21 protein-coding genes and 1 tRNA gene are annotated in these 23,905 nt (G+C 49.9%); 1 reads left to right on the top strand and 21 read right to left on the bottom strand.

What is annotated here, in order from left to right; all coding sequences use genetic code 11:
- Nucleotides 1-18: 18 nt before the first annotated feature.
- The 19 genes from B9A14_RS05470 to B9A14_RS05380 form a co-directional block, all read right to left on the bottom strand.
- Nucleotides 19-495 (bottom strand): hypothetical protein, encoded by a 477-nt coding sequence (locus tag B9A14_RS05470; protein ID WP_084664564.1) that lies wholly within the window; start codon nt 493-495, stop codon nt 19-21.
- Between the two features lie 23 nt (nt 496-518).
- The gene (rsmB, locus tag B9A14_RS05465; protein WP_084664563.1) at nt 519-1,877 is read right to left on the bottom strand and encodes a 16S rRNA (cytosine(967)-C(5))-methyltransferase RsmB; all 1,359 of its coding nucleotides are present in this window, start codon (nt 1,875-1,877) and stop codon (nt 519-521) included.
- Nucleotides 1,867-2,565 (bottom strand): zinc metallopeptidase, encoded by a 699-nt coding sequence (locus B9A14_RS05460; RefSeq protein WP_172839047.1) that lies wholly within the window; start codon nt 2,563-2,565, stop codon nt 1,867-1,869. Before B9A14_RS05460 ends, rsmB begins: the two co-directional genes overlap by 11 nt.
- Before the next feature lie 37 nt (nt 2,566-2,602).
- Complete coding sequence (locus B9A14_RS05455; RefSeq protein ID WP_084664562.1) at nt 2,603-3,412, bottom strand: DUF116 domain-containing protein; 810 nt, start codon at nt 3,410-3,412, stop codon at nt 2,603-2,605.
- Nucleotides 3,409-4,353 carry a methionyl-tRNA formyltransferase gene (fmt, locus tag B9A14_RS05450; RefSeq protein ID WP_084664561.1) on the bottom strand — a complete coding sequence of 315 codons (945 nt, stop codon included), beginning with the start codon at nt 4,351-4,353 and terminating at the stop codon, nt 3,409-3,411. Before fmt ends, B9A14_RS05455 begins: the two co-directional genes overlap by 4 nt.
- A 2-nt stretch (nt 4,354-4,355) precedes the next feature.
- Entirely contained in the window at nt 4,356-4,823 is a 468-nt protein-coding gene (def, locus tag B9A14_RS05445) for a peptide deformylase (RefSeq protein ID WP_084664560.1), read from the bottom strand.
- Nucleotides 4,824-4,920: 97 nt separating this feature from the next.
- Nucleotides 4,921-7,134, bottom strand: a complete 2,214-nt coding sequence (priA, locus tag B9A14_RS05440; RefSeq protein WP_172839046.1) for a replication restart helicase PriA — start codon at nt 7,132-7,134, stop codon at nt 4,921-4,923.
- 312 nt (nt 7,135-7,446) lie between these two features.
- A tRNA-Thr gene (locus tag B9A14_RS05435) sits at nt 7,447-7,521 on the bottom strand.
- Between the two features lie 53 nt (nt 7,522-7,574).
- The gene (locus tag B9A14_RS05430) at nt 7,575-7,820 is read right to left on the bottom strand and encodes a hypothetical protein (protein WP_084664558.1); all 246 of its coding nucleotides are present in this window, start codon (nt 7,818-7,820) and stop codon (nt 7,575-7,577) included.
- 68 nt (nt 7,821-7,888) lie between these two features.
- Nucleotides 7,889-8,560 (bottom strand): LysE family transporter, encoded by a 672-nt coding sequence (locus B9A14_RS05425; RefSeq protein ID WP_084664557.1) that lies wholly within the window; start codon nt 8,558-8,560, stop codon nt 7,889-7,891.
- Between the two features lie 24 nt (nt 8,561-8,584).
- Entirely contained in the window at nt 8,585-9,772 is a 1,188-nt protein-coding gene (gene metK, locus B9A14_RS05420; protein WP_084664556.1) for a methionine adenosyltransferase, read from the bottom strand.
- A gap of 5 nt (nt 9,773-9,777) precedes the next feature.
- On the bottom strand, nt 9,778-11,007 hold the full coding sequence (coaBC, locus tag B9A14_RS05415) for a bifunctional phosphopantothenoylcysteine decarboxylase/phosphopantothenate--cysteine ligase CoaBC (RefSeq protein WP_084664555.1): 1,230 nt from the start codon (nt 11,005-11,007) through the stop codon (nt 9,778-9,780).
- A 2-nt stretch (nt 11,008-11,009) separates the two neighbouring features.
- Nucleotides 11,010-11,213, bottom strand: a complete 204-nt coding sequence (gene rpoZ / locus B9A14_RS05410) for a DNA-directed RNA polymerase subunit omega (RefSeq protein ID WP_084664554.1) — start codon at nt 11,211-11,213, stop codon at nt 11,010-11,012.
- An 11-nt stretch (nt 11,214-11,224) separates the two neighbouring features.
- Nucleotides 11,225-11,830 carry a guanylate kinase gene (gene gmk, locus B9A14_RS05405; protein ID WP_084664553.1) on the bottom strand — a complete coding sequence of 202 codons (606 nt, stop codon included), beginning with the start codon at nt 11,828-11,830 and terminating at the stop codon, nt 11,225-11,227.
- Nucleotides 11,831-12,103 (bottom strand): extracellular matrix/biofilm regulator RemA, encoded by a 273-nt coding sequence (gene remA, locus B9A14_RS05400; protein WP_084664552.1) that lies wholly within the window; start codon nt 12,101-12,103, stop codon nt 11,831-11,833.
- A gap of 18 nt (nt 12,104-12,121) precedes the next feature.
- Complete coding sequence (locus B9A14_RS05395) at nt 12,122-12,991, bottom strand: YicC/YloC family endoribonuclease (protein WP_231967946.1); 870 nt, start codon at nt 12,989-12,991, stop codon at nt 12,122-12,124.
- Nucleotides 12,992-13,002: 11 nt separating this feature from the next.
- Nucleotides 13,003-14,178 (bottom strand): LL-diaminopimelate aminotransferase, encoded by a 1,176-nt coding sequence (locus B9A14_RS05390; protein WP_084664550.1) that lies wholly within the window; start codon nt 14,176-14,178, stop codon nt 13,003-13,005.
- 132 nt (nt 14,179-14,310) lie between these two features.
- On the bottom strand, nt 14,311-15,135 hold the full coding sequence (dapF, locus tag B9A14_RS05385; protein WP_084667048.1) for a diaminopimelate epimerase: 825 nt from the start codon (nt 15,133-15,135) through the stop codon (nt 14,311-14,313).
- Between the two features lie 81 nt (nt 15,136-15,216).
- A complete protein-coding gene (locus tag B9A14_RS05380; protein ID WP_084664549.1) occupies nt 15,217-17,967 on the bottom strand; it encodes a calcium-translocating P-type ATPase, SERCA-type in 2,751 nt (916 codons plus the stop codon).
- Nucleotides 17,968-18,059: 92 nt separating this feature from the next.
- Here B9A14_RS05380 and B9A14_RS05375 point away from each other — a divergent pair, with 92 nt between their 5' ends.
- Entirely contained in the window at nt 18,060-19,925 is a 1,866-nt protein-coding gene (locus B9A14_RS05375) for an Rqc2 family fibronectin-binding protein (RefSeq protein WP_084664548.1), read from the top strand.
- Here B9A14_RS05375 and pyrF read toward each other — a convergent pair.
- Entirely contained in the window at nt 19,838-20,572 is a 735-nt protein-coding gene (gene pyrF, locus B9A14_RS05370) for an orotidine-5'-phosphate decarboxylase (RefSeq protein ID WP_231967945.1), read from the bottom strand. The two genes, B9A14_RS05375 and pyrF, sit on opposite strands and share 88 nt — an antisense overlap.
- 44 nt (nt 20,573-20,616) lie before the next feature.
- Entirely contained in the window at nt 20,617-23,841 is a 3,225-nt protein-coding gene (gene carB, locus B9A14_RS05365; RefSeq protein ID WP_084664546.1) for a carbamoyl-phosphate synthase large subunit, read from the bottom strand.
- Nucleotides 23,842-23,905 lie beyond the last annotated feature (64 nt).

Raw genomic sequence — 23,905 nt, 5'->3', positions numbered from 1 at the left:
GCCCTCTTCCATCCCCCTTTAGTAAAACTTGGGCCGTCCTGGACGAAAGAGGGAAAGGCGCTTTTTCCAAACTATCCACGCCAACATCCCTAATATAATTTCATCGGGTAAAGGGAAAAGAACCCGTAGCCAAGAGTCATGCATCACCGTGGCCAGATCATATCCTGTAAGGAAAAGCATAAGAGGAATAGAAATACTCTCTACAAGGCCAAAAATTATAGTCCCTAATAAGGCGGCTGTAGCTGCCCTCCACCACTCTATCTTAAAGAAAAGTTTAAGAAGTACTGCTAACAAGGGTAAAAGGATAAGGGTATGGGCTCCAAAGGGTAAAGGTAACCCCCGGATCACAACTGAGGAAAGGGAATAAACAGTAGCTACTAAAACGACCCCGTTAAAGGGTGGATAAAGGCCCAAAAACCCTAAACCTAGACTGATTAATATTATACTCTCCGGAATGGATTGAAAAATCACGGCCTGCCAAGGCATAAAATCCATTTTTGCTACCCCTTTTTACTTTATCAACTTCCTATTTTACGTAGGCGAGCTATATAAAAACCATCTGTCCCGTGTTTGTGTGGTAGAAACTGGACTTGTCCCCGCCGTGCCTGCTCTCTAAGATCTCGCGGAAGGGATGGAAGATAAGCCGAAAGATCCTCTGGGGTTACCCCCGGGATCTCTTGGAGAAAACGGTTGATTACTCCCTCGTTTTCTTTCCAAGTTAAGGTGCAAGTGCTATACAACAGGACACCTCCCGGCTTAAGGACCCCCAAAGAGCCTTTTAAAATAGCTAGCTGGAGTTCGGCTAACTCCTCCATCTCGCGATAATCTTTACGCCAGCGAGCGTCAGGCCGCCGACGTAATACCCCCAGCCCCGAGCAAGGAGCATCCACCAAAAGGTAATCAGCTACACTAGGGTATCTAGCGCCAAGCCGTCGGGCATCTTCTAGATGAAGCTCTACACAGGTTACGCCCAGACGGCGACAATTATCTGCAATAAGGTAAAGCCTCTTCTCGTGGGTATCGAAAGCTAAAATCTGCCCTTGATTCTTCATAAGCTGAGCCAAGTGAGTAGTCTTACCTCCAGGAGCTGCAGCAGCATCTACAACTGTGCTTCCAGGATATGGATTTAAGGCATGGCTAACCAGCATGGAAGCCTCATCCTGGACGTAAAATAAGCCTCTCTTAAAGGCCAAGCTATCCTCCAGGCCTTCGAGATTGTCTACTACTAGGCCTTCGGGAGCATAACGGCAGGGATGAGTAGTCACCCCTTCCTGGGCCAAAACCTCCCGTACGAAAGAAACATCGGCCTTTAGTGTGTTTACCCGGATAGTTAAAGGTGGTGGTACATTATTAGCCTGACAAAGTGCTATGGTCTCCTCCAGGCCCCAGCGGGACAACCACTCAGCTACCATCCAGGACGGGTGATGGTAGCGAAGGGAGATATACCCCACCGGATCTTCTTTAACATCAGGATAAGGGAGCTGTTCCTTCTGGAGTAAAAGGCGGCGCAAAACCGCATTAACTAAGCCCGCAGTTCCTCGATGGCCGTATCTTTTGGCCAGGGCCACCGTTTCATAAACAGCTGCCCAAGGGGGAATACGAGATAAAAAAAGAATCTGGGAAGCCCCTATCCGCAAGACACAACGAATCCACGCTGGTAGCTCTTCTAGCTTCTTCCTGGACAAATATAAATTAAGGGCCCAGTCAATGGTATTCCATGCCTTAATGGCTGTATAAGCGATCTCCCGGGCCAGGGATCGATCCCGGGCATCTAGCCCGCTATCCTTTAAAACCTCATTAGCCGCGAGACTTGCAAAGGCTCCTTCTTCTAGGACCCGGTATACAATATGCAGGGCGGCTTCCCGACTACTCTTCACGACGCCCGAAGAACCCCGTCAAAAGCATTAAGCGTAGCAAGTTTAAAATGGCAGTTAAAGCAGCAGCTACATAAGTAAGGGCTGCAGCATTTAATACCTCTCGGGCTCCTCTAACCTCTTGGCCTATCAAATAACCCCCACTCTCAAGCAGGGCAACAGCCCGTCGGCTGGCATTGAACTCTACAGGCAAAGTGATCAGGGTGAACATCACCACCAACAGGAAGGCATATACTCCCAAGCGGGCGAGGGAAGGCAACCCCAAGATCAAGCCTAAAATTAACAAAGGTATAGCTAAGTTGGACCCCAAAGATACGAGGGGAACGAGGCTAGACCTGATATGTAAAGGAACATAGCCTGTCCTGTGTTGGAGGGCATGACCAGCCTCATGAGCAGCCACACCTAAAGAAGCCAGAGAGCTACTTTGGAAAACCGCGGGGGACAAACGGAGTACTTTAGTCCGAGGATCATAGTGGTCAGATAAAAACCCTTGGACCATCTCTACGTGTACATCATACAGGCCTGCACGGTTAAGGAGCTCCCGGGCCACCTCAGCACCAGTTAATCCCCGCCTGGAAGGTATGCGCGAATACCGCTCAAAGGTGGCTTGGACCTTAAATTGAGCATACAGGGAAAGTAATATTGCTGGTATTAACAGGATAAACGTGGGATCCACGGGATAAAACAACATTTAACCCCTCCTTAAAAAACGTACCTTTCACCTGGAATTATATTATGCTTCTACTACCCTGTAAATACTGGCAGCCAGCCTGATGCGGAAGTTCAAGCTCTAAACCGAGGAAAAAGCGTAAAGCTTCCTCTACCTGGGATACTTCGACCTGGGTATTAAGGCAAGGGCCGTGAGGTCTTAAGTTAACAACCCCCCACACAGGGAGGGGCTGGGTATCTTGGATACCACTCGTCAAATCCCTTTCACAAGCAATAGCTACTATCACCCGTGGACGATAAACCTTCACAAAATGCCTAGCTAAAGTACCACCAGTGGCCACCGCCAAGCGAACCCCGTATTTTTGGGCTAGATCAAGAAGGATATGGATAGAACATCTTCCACAGCGCCGGCAGTTATAAACATCCGCCGTTATCTTATGGGGACAGTCGCTACGCTGTAAGCAATGGGGAGCTAGCAGAAGTATCTCCTCCGGCTTAACTTTAGGTTTCTGCACCCGTACAAGCTGATTATTAATTTCTATGAAAGAGGCCCGGACAGTATCCGAGGGGATGCCCAATTTTTTACCGATCATTATAGCCAGAGGAAATAATAAGTTAGCCACCGAAATACCCAGGTGTTGTAGAAAGGGGAGGGGATGATGTCGCCAAAGGACAAGGGTCAATCCACTGATACCTAAAATTATAAAAAAGAAAAGGCCAGCTAAAGAAAAAGCTCCCACGAATATTAGAAATTTAGTCCATATAGTGCTCCTGTGGGCCAGGATATACCAGATACCTACAAAAGTCAGAAGGATAAAGGCTAGGCTCATAATTAACAGGCCTAGAAAAACTCGCTTCTTTATCCTCATCCCAGGTATTCACCTACCTGTAGGCGGTATCCTCTTAAATACTCGACCGCCGACATTATCCTTTTACCTGGGGGCTGTACTTCTAAAATTAATACTTCGCCCTCACCTGCCCGCACCAGGAATCCTTCCCGTGGAAATACTGCCGTGACTTGCCCTGGCCTACCCTTGGGTAAATCTTCCTTCTCTCCTTCCCACACGCGAGCCCGATAAACCTTAAGCCGCTCTCCCCCCCTCAAGGTATAAGCTCCTGGAAGGGGGCTAAGACCACGGACGTGATCGACAATTTTTGCCGCTTCTTCTTCCCAATTTATTCTTTCTTCCTCCGGCCTTAAAGGCGGAGCATAAGTAGCCAACTCCTCATTTTGGGGGATGCGGGGAGCCTGTCCACTCTCTATTAAATCTAGGGTACGCACCAGTAGCCGGGCACCTCGGGCAGCTAGCTCTTGCTCAAGCTCACCAGCTGTCATTTCTGGAGGAATGGAAACTTTCTCTTGTAGAATAATATCCCCTGCATCCAATTTCTCTACCATATACATCGTGGTTACCCCAGTCTCTTTTTCCCCGTTCATTATGGCCCGCTGGATGGGCGCTGCTCCCCGGTAACGGGGCAATAAAGAAGCATGAACATTAATGCACCCATAAGGCGGCAAAGATAATACGGCGGGAGGTAATAAACGGCCGAAGGCTACCACCGCTATGGCCTGTGGCTCCCAGCCCTTTAGAATATTTAAAAACGTGGGATCCGCCAGGTTAGAAGGCTGGAGCACGGGTAAACCCTGCTTTATGGCTAGCTCCTTTACCGGGGAAAAGGCTAACTTCTTCCCCCTACCCCGGGGTCGGTCCAACTGAGTAACCACCCCTACTACTTGGTGCCGGCTTTCTAATAAAGCACGCAAGCAAAAAGCAGCAAATTCCGGCGTCCCCATAAAAACTACTTTCAACCCTATCGCCTCCCCTGGGTATCCTCCACCCAGCGGATCACTTTATCTATAAATAGAATACCATCTAAGTGGTCGATCTCGTGCTGCAAAGCCCGGGCGAACAACCCTTGAGCCTTGTATTCCTTCATTTGGCCGTGACGATCCAACCCCTTTACCACTACCCGGGCCGCCCGGAGTACCTCCCCTTGTACGCCGGGTATGCTCAAGCACCCTTCTATACCAATCTCTTGGCCTTCGGCAACCACTATTTCTGGGTTTATAAGCTCTACCAGGCCTTCTCCCACATCCACCACAATAACCCGCTTGCTCACCCCTATTTGAGGCGCGGCAAGCCCCACCCCCGGTGCAGCGTACATGGTCTCCGCCATGTTATCGAGCAACTTATGGATGTGGGGGGTTATTTTTCTAACCGGCTCGGCTTTTTCCCTTAAAATAGGATCACCGAAGGTAATAATTTTAAAAACAGCCACCCGAGTTACCCCCTGCTAATTGAGCACTTACCCAACTTATCCTCGGTTTTCAGGTGCCATTTTCAGGCCTAGGAAAGTAATACTCGACGGAACACAGCTACCACAGGTTAACTGGTCCTATCTCTTTAATTAGTTTTATCCCTGGTGGGCAACAATACCGTCCTAGCCCCGCTTCCAAGGCTTCTTTAAGCTCCTGCCAGCCTGGGGCTTTAAGAGTCAGCTGCCATCGGTATTCACCCCTTACTTTAGGTATAGCTGCTGGAGCGGGCCCTAAAACTTCTAAAGAAGTACCCACCTCTTTTAATATCCTGGCTAAGGAAAAGGCAGCGCTTATTACCTCTCCCTCATAAAGGCCCATCAATCCTAACCGGGCTAGCTTAACGAAGGGAGGATAACGCAAGGTACGGCGAGAAGCTATTTCTAAGTGGTAAAAACTTTCGTAATCCTGCCGGGCAGCCAAAACTATAGCTGGTTCCTGGGGATTAAAGGTTTGAATCAATACTTTCCCTTCCCTGGAGCGACGCCCGGCTCGCCCTGCTACTTGGGTTAAAAGCTGAAAGGTACGCTCCCGGGCGCGGAAATCCGGGAGAAACAAGGAAACATCAGCATTTATCACTCCCACCAGGCTAACCCCAGGGAAGTCCATACCTTTAGCTATAGTCTGAGTGCCGATAAGCACATTAGCCTGACGAGCCAAAAATAGGTTATAAATTTCCCGCCACCGTCTCGGGCTTTTCAGGCTGTCGCTGTCAGCTCGTAAAACCCGCGCTTCAGGAAATATAGTGCGTATCTCAGCCTCCACCCTCTGGGTTCCTGCGCCGAGGAGGGCAAGGGAGCCACCACACCGTGGGCAACTTCCTCTCCATCCTTTTTCTAATCCACAATAATGGCAGCGTAATTTTCCATCAACATGATAAGTTAGGCCGACTGCACAATTGGTACAGGTAGGTACATATCCGCAACAACGGCAAGTAACATGGGGAGCATAACCTCGCCGATTAAGAAAAAGAAGTACCTGTTCTCCCCGCTTGAGGGTGGTACGTATCTCTTCTTGCAACCGTACACTTAAGTAACCAGAGCGACCCTGCAGATATTCTTCCCGCATATCGATTATCTCAACCTTAGGTAACTGGCCCCCAGCCACCCTTTGCTTAAGGACCAGTAATTTTAACTGGCCGCGAGAGGCTAAAAAATAAGCTTCTGTGCTAGGGGTTGCGCTGCCCAAAACCACCACAGCTCCCTGGAGCTGTCCGCGCTTTAAGGCCACCTCCCGAGCATCGTACCTGGGATTGGCCTCGTGCTTGTAGGTTGGAGAATGCTCTTCATCTATAACAATAAGCCCGAGCTCAGGTAGAGGGGCGAAGAGAGCCGAACGTGTACCTACAACTATCTTGGCCTCGCCACTGCGCAGTTTCTCCCAAACACCCGTACGCTCCCCTGTAGGTAAGTCACCATGAAGGATCACCACCAGATGCCCGAAGGCTTCCTTTAACCGCTCGGCCATCTGGGGGATGAGGGAATGTTCAGGAACTAATACAATAACCCCTTTCCCTAAATTCAGGGCAGCAGCAACAGCTCGAAGGTAAACTTCTGTCTTCCCACTTCCCGTTATCCCGTGTAATAAAAAGTTACCCTTACCTTGCTTAAGACCTATCTCCAAGTACTTAAGGGCCAACCGTTGCTCAAAAGTTAAATTTATAACCTGCTGCTCTATGTCCCGAAGATTTTCCTCTTCTAGCCCAGGGGAAGAAGCTTGCTTTTTACTCGCCTTGGACCCCCAGCTCCATTCCCGGACTACAAAACCGCGTGCCTCCAGTTCCTGCAGAGCTAAGTCTAGCTCTTTCCCAGGCCAACGACTTTTTAAGGAGCGTTGAGTCACCCGACCTCGCCTAGATAAGTACGCTGCTACTTCAAAGGTTAAGGGGTTAATAAATAAGGCAGGGTCAAGCCCCTCCCTGCCTTTTCCCCCTAACCAGGACCAGAAACACTGGCGACGTTTTAAAATAGGGGGTAAAAAAAGGGGGAGGGTTTCTCCCGGAAGACATAAGTAATACTCGCTCATCCATAGTAAAAGCTCTACAACAGGTGAGGGTAGCAACTCGGGGTCTAGTACCTCTCCTATTACCTTCACGTTTTGGACTGTACTCTCCTGGGGAAAACCCACTACAACCCCATCTGTTTCCCTGTTGCCTATAGGAACCCTCACCCATGTCCCTAAACGGATCTCTCCAATCAGGGAGGCTGGGACCTCGTATACCAACGGCTGGCCTATCCACTGCTTGCTCGAATTAACAATAACAGAAGCCAGCATGTCCTCAAATCCAATCCTAATGGCTAATTTATCCACAGGTCATTATAACAGATCGCTAGGCAAAAAGGAATCCTTAAAATCCTAGGTTTAACATTACTTTATGAGCAGAGGGTTCAAAAACCGGAGATAAAGTGGAGTGAAAGTGGAGATGGTCTTCTCCTCACTTGTTAAGTGAGATTTAACCCGGCAAGCAACAAAACGAGGATAAATCAGATCACAGGCTTATGGGGCACATTTTGTGCCCAATTTGCCCTCTCAAAGTAAAATGGCAAGGATTTCCCATTCCGGAAACCTTGCCATTCCTTGTTTCCCTGGAGCTGATGGTGGGATTCGAACCCACGGCCTGCGCATTACGAGTGCGCTGCTCTACCACTGAGCTACATCAGCATTTTTCTTAACGGATTATACCATTGTCTTAACTTAAAAATCAAGGGCAGGAGCTAACTCAACGAGCGCAAGAGGTTACGGTAGTATTCCCGATTAGCGCATATCTGGTCTATGGCTTTTCTTACAGATTCTATGTCATAACCCAGGTAGTCGGCCAGGTCTTCAAACCAAGAAGAAGCGAAAAAAGACCTGGCGCTATGCCAGTAAGGAGAGCGTTCATCCTTATAAATCAGATCTAAAACTGCGCGGTATATAATGCTGGCTGCCAAATGCCTGACTACCGTGGGCTCCAGGATCACCAACAACCACCTCAAGCATAAATATAGCACAGTCTGCGGTCTCCGCGCAATTTGTATTTTCCGAAGGTCTAGGTTCTAAGACCCCATAATATAAATGAGCCTCCCAGAAAGACTAAAAAAAGACCACAAGCCAAGATTATGCCTCGGTATAAAGCAGGGGTTAGGAACCGCCGGCCGCCAGCTACAACAGCCGCCACCAAGCTATACCAGACCAGATCGGATAATATATGACCGGAAAAAAAGCTAAGCAAGCCTAGATCCCCGTGCTGTAAAGATAAAGTTATATAGCCCAACCCTACTGTAGCCCACCAGAGACTCCAGTAAGGGTTAGATAAGCTAACTAACATCCCGGTCCACACCAGGTCCAATCCCCTAGAGGGGAAAACCTGGGGAACTCCGTCTGTGACAGCTACTTCCTCACGTGTCCCTTTAGCTTCAAACTCTAACCTACCGCTCCTGGCATCACGGAGCATGCCCCAGGCCATATAGATAAGGAAAAACCCACCAATTAAAGCCACTACCTTGCTCGTTAAGGGGTGGTGGAAAAAGGAAGACAGACCTAAAGCTAAAGCCAACACCAATACTCCTTCCAATAGACCATGCCCCGCAACTAAAAGAGGCCCGGCTATAAATCCTCGCCGGGCACTTTCTCCAACTGTTACCGTTAAGAGAGGGCCAGGCATTAAAGCACCGGATAAACCAACTAAGAAAGCGGTGGAAAAGATAAAGGCGAGCCCCAAAAGCTATACCCCCGTTCTTCCAGATTATAATCCTGCTGCAGACCGCAGGGCCTCTACCTTGTCCAAACGCTCCCAAGGAAGGTCTAGATCGCTACGGCCAAAATGACCATAAACTGCTACCTGGCGGTAAATGGGCCTACGTAAGTTTAGATCGCGGATGATGGCCCCCGGACGTAGATCAAAATGCTCCCGTACTATATCTACTAATTTCTCATCAGGGAGTATACCTGTTCCAAAAGTATCTACAGCTATAGAAACTGGACGAGCTACTCCTATAGCATAAGCTACCTGTACCTCACAACGTTCAGCCAAACCTGCAGCTACAATATTCTTGGCCACATAACGGGCCGCATAACTTCCTGACCGATCCACCTTAGTAGGATCCTTACCCGAAAGGGCACCCCCACCATGGCGGGCCATCCCACCATAAGTATCCACTATGATCTTTCGCCCGGTAAGCCCCGTATCTCCCTGCGGTCCTCCGATAACAAAGCGCCCCGTAGGGTTGATAAAATACTTAGTGTTTTTATCCAGCATCTCCTCGGGTATAACTTTCCTAATAACCTCTGCCAAAATGCCTTCCCTTAGATCAGCCAAATCGATATCTGGACGGTGCTGGGCAGAAATTACTACTGTATCTACCCGGATGGGTTGGTCCCCTTCATATTCTACAGTAACCTGAGATTTGCCATCCGGCCTTAAGTAGGGGAGGATACGTTGCTTGCGAACTTCAGCCAGCCTCTTAGTAAGCTTATGGGCTAAGGTGATGGGCAAAGGCATGAGCTCTGGCGTCTCCCGGGTAGCGTAGCCGAACATCATTCCCTGGTCCCCCGCTCCCAAGGAGGCTACTTCATCATCCTCAAGCCCCTCTCTTTTTTCCCAGGCCTGGTTTACACCCATAGCGATATCTGGGGACTGCTCGTCAATAGAGGTAACCACCGCACAAGTGTCACAATCAAAGCCGAACTTAGCCCGGGTATAACCAATATCGCGTACCGTATCCCTCACTATCCTAGGAATATCCACATAACATTCCGTAGTTATCTGGCCGGCCACCAAGACTAACCCTGTGCTCACCAGTACTTCACAAGCTACCCTGGCCAGGGGATCCTTCTCCAGGATGGCATCGAGGATGGCATCGGATATGCTATCCGCCATTTTATCTGGGTGGCCTTCAGTTACTGATTCAGAAGTAAACAACCTGCGCGCCACGCTTCTCACTCCTTCTTAGTCGGTATATCTCCCTGCTCTTTAAAACGGGGTAAACTCTTAACAGCATTGAGAATCCGGTGCGCAACCTCTAACTTGGGTAACCGGGGTAATTCTTCCCGTCGCCCATCAGGATAAAGCAGGGTAACAATATTGGTGTCGCTCCCGAAGCCAGCCCCTTCCAGGGTTACATCATTGATTACCATAAGATCTACATTTTTGGCTGCCATTTTAAGGGCTCCCTGGTGAAGGGCTTCCGTGGTTTCGGCTGCAAATCCTACTAGTATCTGGTGCCTTTTAACCTTGCCCAATTCAGCTAGAATGTCCACAGTAGGTTCGAGGGTAAGAATAAGACTCCTGTATTCGCTCTTTTTTATTTTTTCTCCGGCCACCTCTGCTGGCCGAAAATCAGCTACTGCAGCAGCCTTAATGACCACATCTACTTGGGAAAATAGGGATAATACCCTTTCAGCCATATCTGCCGCTGTCTCTACTGGATAATACTCCACTCCCCAGGGAGGTTCTATCCCCGTGGCTGCACTAACTAAGAGGACCCGTGCACCTCTTTCCCAAGCCGCCCGGGCCAGGGCATGTCCCATCTTACCGGAACTCCGGTTACTTATAAAACGTACGGGATCTAAGGGTTCACGGGTGCCTCCAGCAGTTACCAAAAAAGTCTTTCCGGCTAAATCCTGGGGGGAGAGCGCTTTGCGCGCGGCGGCTATTATCTTTTCTAAGGAAGCCAACCTTCCCTTCCCTTGAACACCGCAGGCCAGCTCACCCTCTTCCGGCTCGATAACTTCCCAGCCCCGCCGCTTTAGGATAGCCAAGTTTTCTTGTACTACAGGGTTGTTGTACATGTGTACGTTCATAGCTGGCGCTATAAGGGCCGGGCAGGTAACAGCTAAAGCCGTAGTACTTAGAAGGTCGTCAGCTAAGCCCCAAGCTAACTTAGCGATGATATTAGCAGTAGCTGGGGCGATTAAAAGCAAATCGGCTCCGCTGGCCACCTCGATATGAAGCAAGGGGTTTACTCCTTCCGCCCCGAACATTTCACTTAAAGCCGGGCGGCCCGAAAGAGTACTAAAAGTTAAAGGGGTAATAAATTCTTTAGCCGCCCGGGTCATCAGGACCTGAACCTGGGCCCCCTCTTTTACCAGTAACCGGCAAAGATCCGCTGCTTTATAGGCGGCTATACCCCCACAAACCCCCAGGATTATTTTCTTACCCTGTAACATCTTCACGTTTTCCTTTTACCCCATTCCATCTTGAGCTTCCCTTGAGCGATCTCTTCTAAAGCCACTGTTACAGGCTTAGTGCCCTTAGGATATAAACTCTCAAACTGGCCCTGGGTAAGCATACGGGCCCTTTTGGCTGCTAAGACGGCTAGTGCATATTTGCTGTCTATTTGGCGCAATAATTCATCAATGGAAGGACGGTCCATAGGATCCCTCCTTAGCTCCAAAAGAGCTGGTGCCAACCAATTTTTTTTAACCGCTTGGTGCGGCATTTTTCAGCTATAATAATGGCTTGAATTTTGGCTACCGCCTCCTCCACTTGATCGTTTATCACTACGTAATCATAAAGATCAAGCTGGGCCATCTCCTTCTTAACCCAGGCCAGACGGTCTTTAATAGCGGCAGGGCTTTCCGTACCCCGCCCTTTGATTCTTTTTTCCAGCTCACTATAGGAAGGGGGAACAATAAATATAAAAACACCTTCAGGATAATACCTTTTTACCTGCGCCGCCCCTTGGGTATCTATCTCCAGGATGATATCCTGGCCCCGGGCTAGAGCTTCTTCTACCGGCTTTCGCGGAGTACCATACAGTTCCCCGTAAACTTCCGCCCATTCTAAGAAAGCCCCTTCCTTTAACATCTGAAGAAATCTCTCACGATCAAGGAAAAAATAACTTTCCCCATCCTTCTCCCCTGGCCGGGGAGGACGGGTGGTAGCCGAAATAGAATACCCTACCTCGGGCATTTTCTCCCGTAAGGCGCGGCAGATAGTACCTTTCCCAGCACCTGAGGGCCCCGATATCACCAGGAGCAACCCTTGCATTTATTCGACAGGCTCCTCGTTGGAACTAACCGGCTCGCGAGAAGAGAGACGGTGGGCTACAGTTTCCGGCTGAACCGCGGAAAGTATAACATGGTCGCTGTCTGTGATAATGACGGCCCGGGTACGCCGGCCGTAAGTAGCATCAATGAGCATCCCCCGGTCCCTTGCCTCCTGAATTATCCTCTTAATGGGTGCAGACTCTGGACTTACAATGGCTACAATACGCCGCGCTGAAACAATATTACCAAAACCTATATTTATAAGTTTGTCCATATAGCCTCCTCCTAAGAATTATTCCACATTCTGGACTTGCTCCCGTATCTTTTCTAACTCTGTTTTAAAGGCTATCACCCATCGGCTAATTTCCAAATCATTGGCCTTGGCTCCTAAAGTGTTAATCTCCCGGAACATTTCTTGCAATATAAACTCTGCTCGACGACCCGCAGGTCCTTCCCCCTTAAGGCACTCTTCCAATTCTTCCAGATGGCTCTGAAGCCTTGTTATCTCTTCCTGGATGTCACACCTTTCAGCCAAAAAAGCTACCTCGGCCTCCACGCGTCCCGGATCTAGAGAAATAGCTCCACTAGTTAACTCCGCTATCCGCTCCCGTAACCGCACAGCATATTCTTTCGGTACCAATGGGGCCCGCCGGCGGATAGCTTCCAAATACCCTTTAAGGGTCCGCGCCCTCTCTTCCAAGTCCTGCTGTAACCGAGCCCCTTCGGAAAAACGCATAGAGAGTAATCTCTCCAGCGCTTTCTCCAGGGCCTGCTGAACCACAGGCCAAAGAACTTCCTCCGACCACTGGGGCTCATTTATAACTAGAACTTCTGGCAGAGCCAAAATCTGGTAAGCGGTAATATCCTCCGGAATCGCCAAAATTTGCGCCAATTCCTTCAAAGCACTATAATAAGCTATTGCACGGCCTTTGTCAACGGATATGAGCTGATTTTGAGGATTTTCTTCGCTAATACTTATGAATACGTCCACATGCCCCCTGGCAAGACGATTTTTAATTTCCTTCCGGATCCGTTCCTCCAAGGCTAGATATGGCCGGGGAAGTTTTACTGTTATATCTAGGAAACGGCTATTAAGAGATCTGATTTCGACCTTGACTATTTTACCCTCTCCCCTGGCTTCGCCTTGGCCGAACCCGGTCATACTAGAAAGCATTAGCTAAACTTCACCCTTCCCAAGGCCCGCTTGAGTCTATCTAGCGCCTCCTTAATGCGTTCCTCGCTAATAGTTAAGGCTATACGGAAATATCCTTCTCCATAACGTCCGTATCCATTACCCGGTGTAACAATCACCCCTGCCTTCTCCAGCAAAGTTTCCGCAAAACTCTCAGAAGTATAACCTGCGGGCACAGGAGCCCATACGTAAAAGGTGCCCAAGGGTTTATTCAGGTGCCATCCCAAAGCATTCAAACCATCTACCACCAAATCGCGGCGGGACTGGTAAACCCGGCGTACCTCTTCTAAGCTATCTTGGGGTCCTGTAAGGGCTGTTATACCAGCGTACTGTATAGCTTGGAATACCCCGGAATCTAGGTTGGACTTAAGGCGGCCTAAGGCTTCAATCACGTCATGCCTTCCGCAGGCCCACCCCAAACGCCATCCCGTCATATTATAGGGCTTGGACAAAGAATTAAACTCGATACCCACCTCTTTAGCTCCTGGGGTGGCTAGGAAAGAAGGCGCTCGATAGCCATCAAAGGTTATCTCGCTATAGGCTGCATCGTGGCAGACTATTATATCATAAGACTTAGCAAATTCTACTACCTCCTGGAAGAACCTTGGCTGGACCACAGCCCCTGTAGGATTGTTGGGGTAGTTAAGGAACATAAGTTTAGCCCGTTTGGCCACATCATGAGGGATAGCCGCAAGATCCGGGAGGTAACCGTTTTCTTCTTTAAGGGGCATAATATAAGGTTCTCCCCCCGAGAGTAAAGTGCCCAAGCCGTATACCGGGTAACCAGGATCCGGGACTAAATTTATATCTCCAGGATTGACATAACAGAAAGATATATGGGCGATACCTTCTTTGGATCCTATCAAACTTACTACTTCTGTACGAGGATCAAGTTCTACTCCATAACGCTCCCGGTACCAATTAGCTACGGCCTCTCTAAAAGAAAGTAAACCTACTGAAGTAGGATAGCGGTGGTTTTCCGGGTTCCGGGCTTCCTCAGCTAACTTATCAATAATATGGCCTGGTGTAGGTAGGTCCGGATCTCCTATACCTAAGCTTATGATATCTACTCCCCTCTCCCGAGCCTCTTCGATCTTCTTTTCAATACGAGCAAAAAGGTAAGGGGGTATCTTCTGAAGACGTTGGGATAATTCCATGGTATTAAGCTTACCTCCTTCTTTCTATCCTCCTATCCTCATTCTTGGGCCTTACCGGAAAGCCGGCCTCTCCGGCCATAACCTGGTCAAAATCCCCTTATAGCAAGAAGAGGATGTTTGGCTTTCTAAATGTTAGGTTTCTAAGTAGTATAGGCCTTCAAAAACCCGCGCCGCTGGGCCGCTCATAAAAACATGATTGTTAGCTGCCCACTCGATCTGGAGATCTCCAGCCGGGAGGTGGACAACAACCTTCCGCTTAGTCCGGCCGGTTAAAGCGGAGGCCACTACTGCTGCACAAGCCCCAGACCCGCAGGCCAGGGTTTCTCCAGCGCCTCGCTCCCATACCCTCATTTTTATTTCCCCTGGGTTTTGGACTTCAATAAATTCTACATTTGTCCGCTGGGGAAATAAGGGGTGATACTCCAGCTTAGGCCCCAGCTCAGTCACCGGAGCCTCCTCTATCCGGGGTACAAAGATGACGCAATGGGGGTTGCCCATGGAAAGGCAGGTAGCCTCCCATATTTCCCCGTTTACCTCTAAAGGGGCCTCTATAGCTGTATCCCCTTCTCCTAGCATAGGGATCTCCCGGCGAAAGAATCTTGGTTCACCCATATCTACCCGAACCTGGCTTACCTTATCCCCTTCCAAGATTAACTCAGGTACTACAATACCTGCTAGGGTTTCCACCCGGATAACCCGCCCCTGGACCAACCCTTCTTCATAAGCCAAGCGAGCCAAACACCGGATCCCATTACCGCACATTTCAGCTTCGCTGCCGTCCGGGTTGAACATGCGCATCTTAAGATCTGCCACCTGGGAGGGTAAAAGAAAAATAAGGCCGTCAGAGCCTACTCCAAACCGTCGGTCACAAAGGCGTCGGGCAAGTTCCGCCATATCCCTTTCTATTCTTTCGCGAAAACCGTTAACTAGCACAAAATCATTGCCTAACCCGTGCATTTTAGTAAAACGTAGAGTCCCCACCTATCCTTCCTCCGCTGCTAAAGTATTTTAGCACCTTGAGGCTTATTTTACACGATTTTAGCACAATGCGCTAGGTTTTTCTAATATGAGGCGCCAAAGCGGGCGCACTAGGTAATAAGTTATCCCGGCCAGATAAGTCCGCCAGCCAGAAGCCATAAGGACCAGCCCCCATTGGAAGGGATTAAGGGGAACTGTATCAAAGACTACTTGGAGAGGTGGGATATAAAGTACTAGAAGCTGCATGGCCAAGGAACAGGCTACAGCCAATACCAGGTATTTATTGCTGAAATACCCTACAGCAAAAGGGGATTGGGTTTCCGAGCGGCATTCGAAGACGGCAAAAAGCTGGGCCATAACCAAGGAGGTAAAGGCCATAGTACGGGCCGTGGGCAGATCCCCCTCCCCCAAGAAAAGTCCCAAGAGGAATACCCCCAAGGTAACTACCCCGATCTCCATTCCTAAACCTAGGATACGCCATCCAAGGCCGCGGGCAAATATGCTTTCTCCAGGTGGGTAAGGCGGCCGGGACATTAGGCCAGGTTCAGGCGGATCTACACCTAAGGCTAGGGCCGGTAACCCATCTGTCACCAGATTCATCCATAAAATTTGAATGGGGAGCAAGGGTAAAGGCAATCCTGCTACTGCAGCCACGAACATAGTTAAAACTTCCCCCACGTTACAAGATAAGAGATAACGGATAAACTTGCGTATATTAGCATAAATCCCCCTTCCCTCCTCTACAGCAGCCACTATGGTAGCAAAGTTATCATCAGCTAGCACCATGGCCGCTGCCTCTTTGGCCACATCAGTACCTGTTCTACCCATAGCGATCCCTATGTCAGCTTCTTTAATAGCTGGAGCATCGTTGACTCCATCGCCGGTCATAGCTACTATGTGGTTGTTGGCTTTTAAAGCCCGGACAATGCGGAGTTTATGCATCGGTGAAACCCGGGCATATACGGAGGCCTCCCGGGCGGCCTGGACCAGTTCAGTATCCGTTAAGGAATCTAGTTGGGAACCCGTTAAAATCTGATCGTTTTCTGCAGAAAGGCCCAGTTCCCGAGCCACAGCCTGGGCTGTAAGCCGGTGGTCGCCGGTAATCATCACCACTTTAATTCCGGCACGTTGACAGACTTGTACTGCTTCCCGGGCTTCCGGCCGAGGAGGATCTATCATACCAGCCAGTCCTATAAAGGTCAAATCCCGCTCCACCTCTTCCTCGGTGGTAGCTCCTTGAGGAAGTTCCCGGAAGGCTAAGGCCAGGACCCTAAGAGCCCGGCGGGCCATGGCTTCATTTTGCTGTTCTATAGCCCGTCTCCACTCTAGTGTAAGGGGGATAGTTTTGCCTTTATAGAAAAAAGAATTACAAAGCCCTAAAATGATATCAGGAGCTCCCTTAACATACACAAACCGTTTCCCGTTCTCCTGATAAACGACGCTCATCCTTTTACGTTCAGGTTCAAAGGGGAACTCCTGTAGACGGTTTGCCTTGCGCTCCAAGTGTTCCCGCCAAAGCCCGGCCTTGGCTGCTGCCACAAGCAAAGCCCCTTCTGTAGGATCCCCATTAACTACCCAGGAAGGATCTCTCCTCTTACCCCGTAGCCATCCTTTAATCGTTAACCCGTTTCTTTTTAACGTGGCATTGTTACATAAAGCTGCAGCCGTAAGTAGTACCCGTAAAGCCTGGTCCACCTCCACCTGGCGGTCCTCCACATAAAAGGCCCCTTGAGGAATATACCCTATCCCCGTAACCTGGTATAACTTATTATCCACCCAGATTTCCCTTACCGTCATTTGATTTTGGGTAAGGGTCCCGGTCTTGTCCGAACAGATGACTGTAGCACAGCCTAAAGTTTCCACTGCCGGAAGCTTACGTATAATGGCCTGGCGCCGGGCCATCCTCTGTACACCCAAAGCCAAACAAACAGTAACTATGGCTGGCAATCCTTCAGGGATGGCTGCTACAGCCAGGCTTACTCCAGCTAGGAACATATTGTACAAACTTTCTCCCCGGGCTACACCAGCCACCACCATAAGGCTACATATTAAAAGACAGATCCCTACTAACCACTTCCCTAGTCCAGCTAAACGTTTCTTAAGTGGGGTTTCTTCCTCCTCGACCTCTTGGAGCATACCGGCGATCTTACCTATTTCCGTCTCCATGCCGGTAGCTACCACTAAAGCTTTCCCCCTTCCCCGGGTAACCAAGGTACCTTGGTAAAGCATGTTCTTACGGTCCCCCAGAGGCACTTCTCCCTTTAAAACTCCCGGCTCTTTAACCACGGGAACTGATTCTCCGGTAAGGGCCGCTTCCTCCACTTCCAAAGCGCTAGACCACAAGAGAAGCGCATCGGCAGCTACCCGGTCTCCAGCTTCCACCAAGAGGATGTCCCCTGGTACCAGTTCCCGGGCAGGTACTTTTTGGGTTTCCCCATCCCTTATCACCCGAGCAAAGGGGGCTGACATTTCCCTTAAAGCCTCCATGGAACACTCAGCACGGTATTCCTGTATAAATCCCAAGAAGCCGTTAATGATTACAATAGCTATAATAGTAATAGCATCAGCTATCTCGCCTAAAAAGGCTGAAATAACAGTAGCAGCTAAGAGAACCCAGACCATAAAGTCGTTAAACTGCTGGAGAAGGATTTGATAAGGGGATAACCGCCTTTGCCCCTGGATAAGGTTGGGTCCTACTTCCTCTAACCTCCGGCGGGCCTCCTGGGTGGTTAACCCCCATTCTCCATGACTTTTTAACTCTTCCAGGGCTTGGCTTATGTCTAGTTGATACCATTTAATAGAAGAACGCATTTTCCCTCGCCTCCACCTTAAATTTGTATGCCTGTCCCAAACAGAAAAGAACAGGGAGGGCGGGGTACTCCTAGAACCTATATAGTGATATATTGGTTATTAGCGATCGAAGAAAAGGTACTTCGGGGGTAAAGAAAGGAAGAGGTGCTGTGGCCTTCGACGGCCTTTTTTTAAGTGCCATAAAAGAGGAATTGTCTTATTGGTTGGGTAGCCGGGTAGACCGTATTTATCAACCGGACAAGGATACGGTTATCCTTCATCTCCGGAAGGCCCGGGAAATAAAGAAACTCCTTATATCTGCCCATGCCGAATACTGCCGGATACACTTTACTGAAGTACATTTCTTAAACCCGCTCGAGCCCCCCCTTTTCTGTATGGTCTTGCGCAAACACCTGCACGGTGCTACACTGGCCGGGGTAGAGCAGCCTGGCCTGGAGCGGGTCTTAAAACTTCTTTTCCATGCTAGTGATGAACTGGGTAGACCAATGGAACGCCATCTGGTAGCCGAAATCATGGGCAAGCATTCCAACCTATTACTTCTCGACCCGGCTGGACCTACGATCATAGATGCTTTACGGCGCTACACCCATACTGTAAGCCGGTACCGCGAAGTATTGCCTGGAAAAGAATATGTACCGCCGCCGCACCAGGACAAAAAGGATCCCCGGGGGTTGGGAGAAAAAATTGCCCAAGTGATCTGGCAAGAGCCGTTAGATAAACCCCTTAAAGAAGCTTTAGTAGAGCGGCTGGACGGGATAGGTCCCCTTACAGCCGGGGAAATCCTTTTCCGGGCCGGTCTACCAGCAGATATTACACCCCAGGATTGTGGTGAATACGAGGCAGCCCGCCTACATCAGGCCTTGGAGGAAGTTCTAGCTTTAAGCCTACCCCCTTCCTGGGAGCCCACGGTGGTAAAGGATCCCCACAAGGGGGTTCTGGCCTTTGCGGCCTTTGATCTTAAGCAGTTCACTGGCCTTCCCCGGGAGCGCTTTTCTACCCCTTCCCAGGCCTGCGAAACCTTTTATGAGGAAAAGCGGGCCCGCAACTCGGTAATATCTGAAAAACGCTCTCTAACCCACTTAGTGGAACGAGAGCTAAAGCGCTGCTTAAAAAAAGAGGCCCTTCAAGCCGAAACTGTGGCCTCCGCAGCCGAAGCTTCCCGTTTCCGGGTTTACGGGGAGCTTATTATGGCTAATATCTACCGTTTAGAAAAGGGACAGCGCTACTTTACAGTAGAAAACTTTTATGAACCGGGGTCACCGGAAATAACCATCGAATTAGATCCTGCCCTTACCCCAGCCGAAAACGCAGCACGATATTTTCAACGCTACCAGAAGGCCAAAAATGCCGCTCAAAAAGCTTCCGAGCAGTTAAAAGAAACAAGAGAAGAAATAGCTTATCTTAACTCTATAATCCAGGCTTTAGAGATGGCCGATTCCTTGGAGGATTTAAAGGAGATCCGCGAAGAGCTAATCCGGGCGGGGTACTTAGAAGCTACCCACCAAAAGAAAAAGGGAGCCCAGGCTCCCCCGCAAAAGGCTTTTAAGCCTTTAGAAGTTATCTCCAGCGATGGCTTCACCATCCTAATTGGAAAGAACAACCGGCAAAACGATTTCTTAACTCTAAAAGTAGCCCATGATGAAGATATATGGCTACACGCTAAGGATGTTCCTGGAGCACATGTAATCATCCGTACTCAAGGAAAGGAAGTATCTCCACGCACCTTAGAAGAAGCGGCCGGCCTGGCCGCCTATTTCAGTCGCTCGCGCCAAGCCGGCCGCGTAGCAGTAGACTATACCCTCGCTAAAAACGTCCGTAAACCTCCAGGAGCACGCCCGGGTATGGTGCTCTATAATAACTACCGTACCATTTATATAGAACCTATCTCACCCAATATGCTGGTCACAGCAGCTACAGGATCCGGAGAGGAAAGCACTGGTCGACCCACCACCAGGTAAGTAGCACCCCGGCGCACAGCTTCAGCCGGAGTTAAAACCCGGCGCTGGTCATCTGGTGTAGCCCCAGTTGGCCGTATCCCAGGTGTAACCACTACGAATTCGGGACCGCAAGCCTTTCTTATAGCCTCTAGCTCCCGGGCGGAAGCCACCACCCCATTAAGCCCGCATCTTTGGGCAAGAAGGGCCCAATGTACTACCTGCTCTTCCAAGGACCGCTCAATCCCCACATCTTCTTTTAAGCTTGCGGTATCCAGGCTGGTAAGGACAGTCACCGCAATAAGCAAGGGAGGTTTTCGCCCCTGGCGGGCCGCTTCTTCTTCCGCCGCTTCCCGGGCCATAAGGAGCATCTCTTTCCCCCCTGCCGCGTGGACATTCAACATATCTACCCCGTGCCGCACCAGGGCGCGAACGGCCCCAGCTACAGTATTAGGGATATCGTGGAATTTTAAGTCAGCAAAGACCCGTCCCCCTCGTTCCTTTATAATCTTTAGGGCAGCTGGTCCGGCTACGGAGTATAGCTCAAGGCCTACTTTAAACATTCCCACGAAAGGAGCAAGCTTCTCTACTATTTCTTGCGCCCTAGCCAATTCAGGAACATCTAGGGCGACTATCAATCTATCCTTAGCGGACTTGTGGGTAGTAGACAAAGGAAAATGCCTCCTTTTTATGAACATGATTAGAGGGTGGAGGGTTATCTTCCCTGCTCCCCCAAGTACTCCTGCAGCGACCGGAGGGTAAATTCCGAACCCTTACGCCAGGCCCTTACCACTCCCAGCAGGGCCCGGGCCGTATCTAGGGAAGTAAGACAGGGTATACCTAATTCCGCGGCCGCACGCCGGATCTTAAAGCCATCCCGCTCAGGGATTCTGCCCCGGGTTAAAGTGTTTATAATAAAGTCCACCTTCCCTCCCCGGATATAATCGAGAATATGGGGTGAACCCTCCCGCAGTTTAGCCACACGCTCTACAAATAGCCCAGCCGCAGCCAGGGCCCCGGCTGTACCGGCAGTAGCCACAATCTTAAAGCCCAGCTCTGCAAAACCTTTAAGAAGGGGAACAGCTTCCGCCTTATCTTTGTCGGCTACCGTAGCTAGTAAAGTCCCTTGTACAGGTATAGTGTAACCCGCCGCAGTCAGGCCCTTATAAAGGGCCCGCTCGAAGTTAATGTCTATCCCCAATACTTCGCCAGTGGATTTCATTTCCGGCCCCAGGAAAGTGTCTACCTGCAACAGTTTCCCAAAGGAGAATACAGGTACTTTCACAGCCACGTAATCAGGAGGAGGAAGCAACCCTCCCCGGTAACCTTGCTCCCTTAAAGTCCGGCCTAGCATGATGTTGGTAGCCAGGGCCACCATAGGCACGCCGGTTATCTTGCTTATATAGGGAACAGTCCGGCTAGACCGTGGGTTCACTTCCAAGACATACACTTCGCCCTCGTGGATCACAAACTGGATGTTGAGCATCCCCTTTACTTTAAGGGCCCTAGCCAGGCGCAAGGTATAATCCACAATTTTATCCTTAATCTCCTCGCTCAAAGAGAGCGCCGGGTACAGGGCGATGCTATCTCCAGAATGAATACCTGCCCGCTCTACATGTTCCATAATACCTGGTATGAGGACTTCCTCACCATCGCTTACAGCATCCACTTCTACTTCCTTCCCTGGCAGGTACTTATCCACTAGTATAGGATACTCCGGTGTTACCTTCACGGCTGTAGTAGCATACTCCACCAGTTCACCTTCATTATGCACTATTTCCATGGCTCTACCACCCAGCACATAGGAAGGCCGGACCAGCACTGGAAAGCCCAATTCCTTAGCTATGCGGACTACCTGTTCTACTGAACTTGCTGCCCCTCCCCGGGGTCTGGGGATACCCAACTCTTCCAGAAGGGTATCGAATTTCTCGCGGTCTTCCGCCCGATCTATATCTTCCACGGCAGTACCTAAAACCTGAAAACCCGCCTCCTCTACATACCGGGCCAAATTTATAGCCGTCTGTCCCCCAAACTGGACTATCACTCCTTGGGGCTGTTCCTTTTCTAGCACATTAATTACATCCTCCGGGGTAAGTGGTTCGAAATAAAGGCGGTCGGAAGTGTCGAAATCGGTGCTCACTGTCTCCGGATTGTTGTTGATTATAATAGCCCGTATCCCTGCCCTGCGCAGGGCCCAGACAGAATGGACACAGCAATAGTCAAATTCAATACCCTGGCCAATACGGATGGGGCCGGCTCCCAAAACTACTACTTTAGCCCCTGACCTAACCTCGCCTTCATCTTCCTGATCATAAGTTGAGTAGAAATAAGGGGTAACCGCCTCGAACTCTGCCGCGCAGGTGTCCACCATTTTGTACACCGGCCGGAGGTTATAGAGCTTCCTTCGCTGCCTTATTTCCCCTTCTTTAAGCCCTGTCAACCGAGCAATCTGGGAGTCGCTAAAGCCTCTCTCCTTGGCCCGACGTAAAAGTTCCGGCGTAAGACCCCCTTTGCCCACCTGCCGAAGGGTTTGCTCCAGCTCCACTATATTACGGATCTTCACCAGGAAGAAGGAATCGATGCCCGTAAGCTCATTTAACTCCTTAATCCCAAAGCCTCTCCTCAAAGCCTCAGCCACGGCAAACAGCCGCTCATCGTCGGCCTCCCGTAGTTTCTGCCTTAAGGAGCTATCCGTCAATCGAGTTAGACTCTCTAAATACAGGCCATCAAGCTTAAGCTCTAAAGACCGTATAGCTTTGAGTAACGCCCCTTCAAAAGTGCGGTCGATGGCCATGACCTCTCCTGTGGCCTTCATCTGGCTCCCCAGGGTTCTGTCGGCTAAAGAAAATTTATCGAAGGGAAAGCGGGGGATCTTCACCACGCAGTAATCGAGGGCAGGTTCAAAGCAGGCCTTTGTCTCTTGGGTAACTGCATTGGGTATTTCATCGAGGGTTAACCCTAAAGCTATCTTAGCCGCCACCCGGGCTATAGGGTATCCAGTAGCTTTAGAAGCTAAAGCGCTGGAGCGGCTCACCCGTGGATTTACTTCTATGACATAGTACTGCCAACTCCGGGGATCCAAGGCGAACTGAATATTGCATCCTCCTTGAATACCTAAAGCTCGAATAATCTTTAGGGCCGCGGTACGGAGCATATGGTATTCTTTATCAGATAGAGTCTGGGAAGGAGCTACAACTATACTATCACCGGTATGGATGCCCATGGGATCGATATTCTCCATATTGCACACGGTAATGCAATTATCGGCAGCATCCCGCATAACTTCATACTCAATTTCTTTCCAACCAATAACACATTGTTCCACTAGAACCTGATTTATAAGGCTAAGTTTAAGCCCTTTTAACACAATAGCCTTTAACTCCTCTTCATTGCGGGCCACCCCTCCTCCAGTACCTCCCAGGGTATAGGCTGGCCTTACGATCACCGGGTAGCCGTTTTGCCGGGCGAATTCTAAGGCTTCCTCCACTCGGGTAACAATGCGACTTACAGGAACCGGCTCCCCTATAGCCTGCATCAAGGACTTAAACTGTTCCCGATCCTCCGCCTTCTGGATAGCGCTTAAGGGCGTGCCCAGTAGCTCCACTCCCAGTTCTTCCAAAATGCCAGCTTCCGCGAGCTGCAAAGCCAGGTTCAACCCCACCTGCCCTCCCAAAGTAGGAAGAAGGCCATCCGGACGCTCCCGGCGCAATATAGGGGCTACGAACTCTAAGGTCAAGGGCTCCAGGTATACCCGGTCCGCCATTTCAGTATCGGTCATTATGGTAGCGGGGTTAGAATTAACCAGAACTACCTCAAGGCCTTCTTCCTTTAAGGCGCGGCAAGCCTGGGTGCCAGCATAATCGAACTCAGCAGCCTGGCCTATAACGATAGGTCCTGATCCTATGACCATGATCTTTTTAAGATCCTTGCGCAGGGGCATCCCCTTCCCTCACCTCCTTAATGATGCTTCCCTCATATAACCCCTCCACAGGGGATATATAGTC

The organism is Thermanaeromonas toyohensis ToBE, assembly GCF_900176005.1.
Taxonomy (GTDB): domain Bacteria; phylum Bacillota; class DSM-521; order Neomoorellales; family Neomoorellaceae; genus Thermanaeromonas; species Thermanaeromonas toyohensis.
Note: the sequence above shows the minus strand (reverse complement) of the source record. Positions and strands in the feature narration are given on the sequence as shown.

Bases quoted from the DNA above. Each gene is read 5' to 3' on its own strand.
- B9A14_RS05455 (WP_084664562.1), bottom strand. From the start codon at position 3,412: ATGAGGATAAAGAAGCGAGTTTTTCTAGGCCTGTTAATTATGAGCCTA.
- gmk (WP_084664553.1), bottom strand. From the start codon at position 11,830: ATGCAAGGGTTGCTCCTGGTGATATCGGGGCCCTCAGGTGCTGGGAAA.
- priA (WP_172839046.1), bottom strand. From the start codon at position 7,134: ATGCTGGCTTCTGTTATTGTTAATTCGAGCAAGCAGTGGATAGGCCAG.
- B9A14_RS05395 (WP_231967946.1), bottom strand. From the start codon at position 12,991: ATGACCGGGTTCGGCCAAGGCGAAGCCAGGGGAGAGGGTAAAATAGTC.
- remA (WP_084664552.1), bottom strand. From the start codon at position 12,103: ATGGACAAACTTATAAATATAGGTTTTGGTAATATTGTTTCAGCGCGG.
- carB (WP_084664546.1), bottom strand. From the start codon at position 23,841: ATGCCCCTGCGCAAGGATCTTAAAAAGATCATGGTCATAGGATCAGGA.
- rpoZ (WP_084664554.1), bottom strand. From the start codon at position 11,213: ATGGACCGTCCTTCCATTGATGAATTATTGCGCCAAATAGACAGCAAA.
- B9A14_RS05380 (WP_084664549.1), bottom strand. From the start codon at position 17,967: ATGCGTTCTTCTATTAAATGGTATCAACTAGACATAAGCCAAGCCCTG.
- coaBC (WP_084664555.1), bottom strand. From the start codon at position 11,007: ATGTTACAGGGTAAGAAAATAATCCTGGGGGTTTGTGGGGGTATAGCC.
- B9A14_RS05390 (WP_084664550.1), bottom strand. From the start codon at position 14,178: ATGGAATTATCCCAACGTCTTCAGAAGATACCCCCTTACCTTTTTGCT.
- B9A14_RS05470 (WP_084664564.1), bottom strand. From the start codon at position 495: ATGGATTTTATGCCTTGGCAGGCCGTGATTTTTCAATCCATTCCGGAG.
- B9A14_RS05460 (WP_172839047.1), bottom strand. From the start codon at position 2,565: ATGTTGTTTTATCCCGTGGATCCCACGTTTATCCTGTTAATACCAGCA.
- dapF (WP_084667048.1), bottom strand. From the start codon at position 15,135: ATGCACGGGTTAGGCAATGATTTTGTGCTAGTTAACGGTTTTCGCGAA.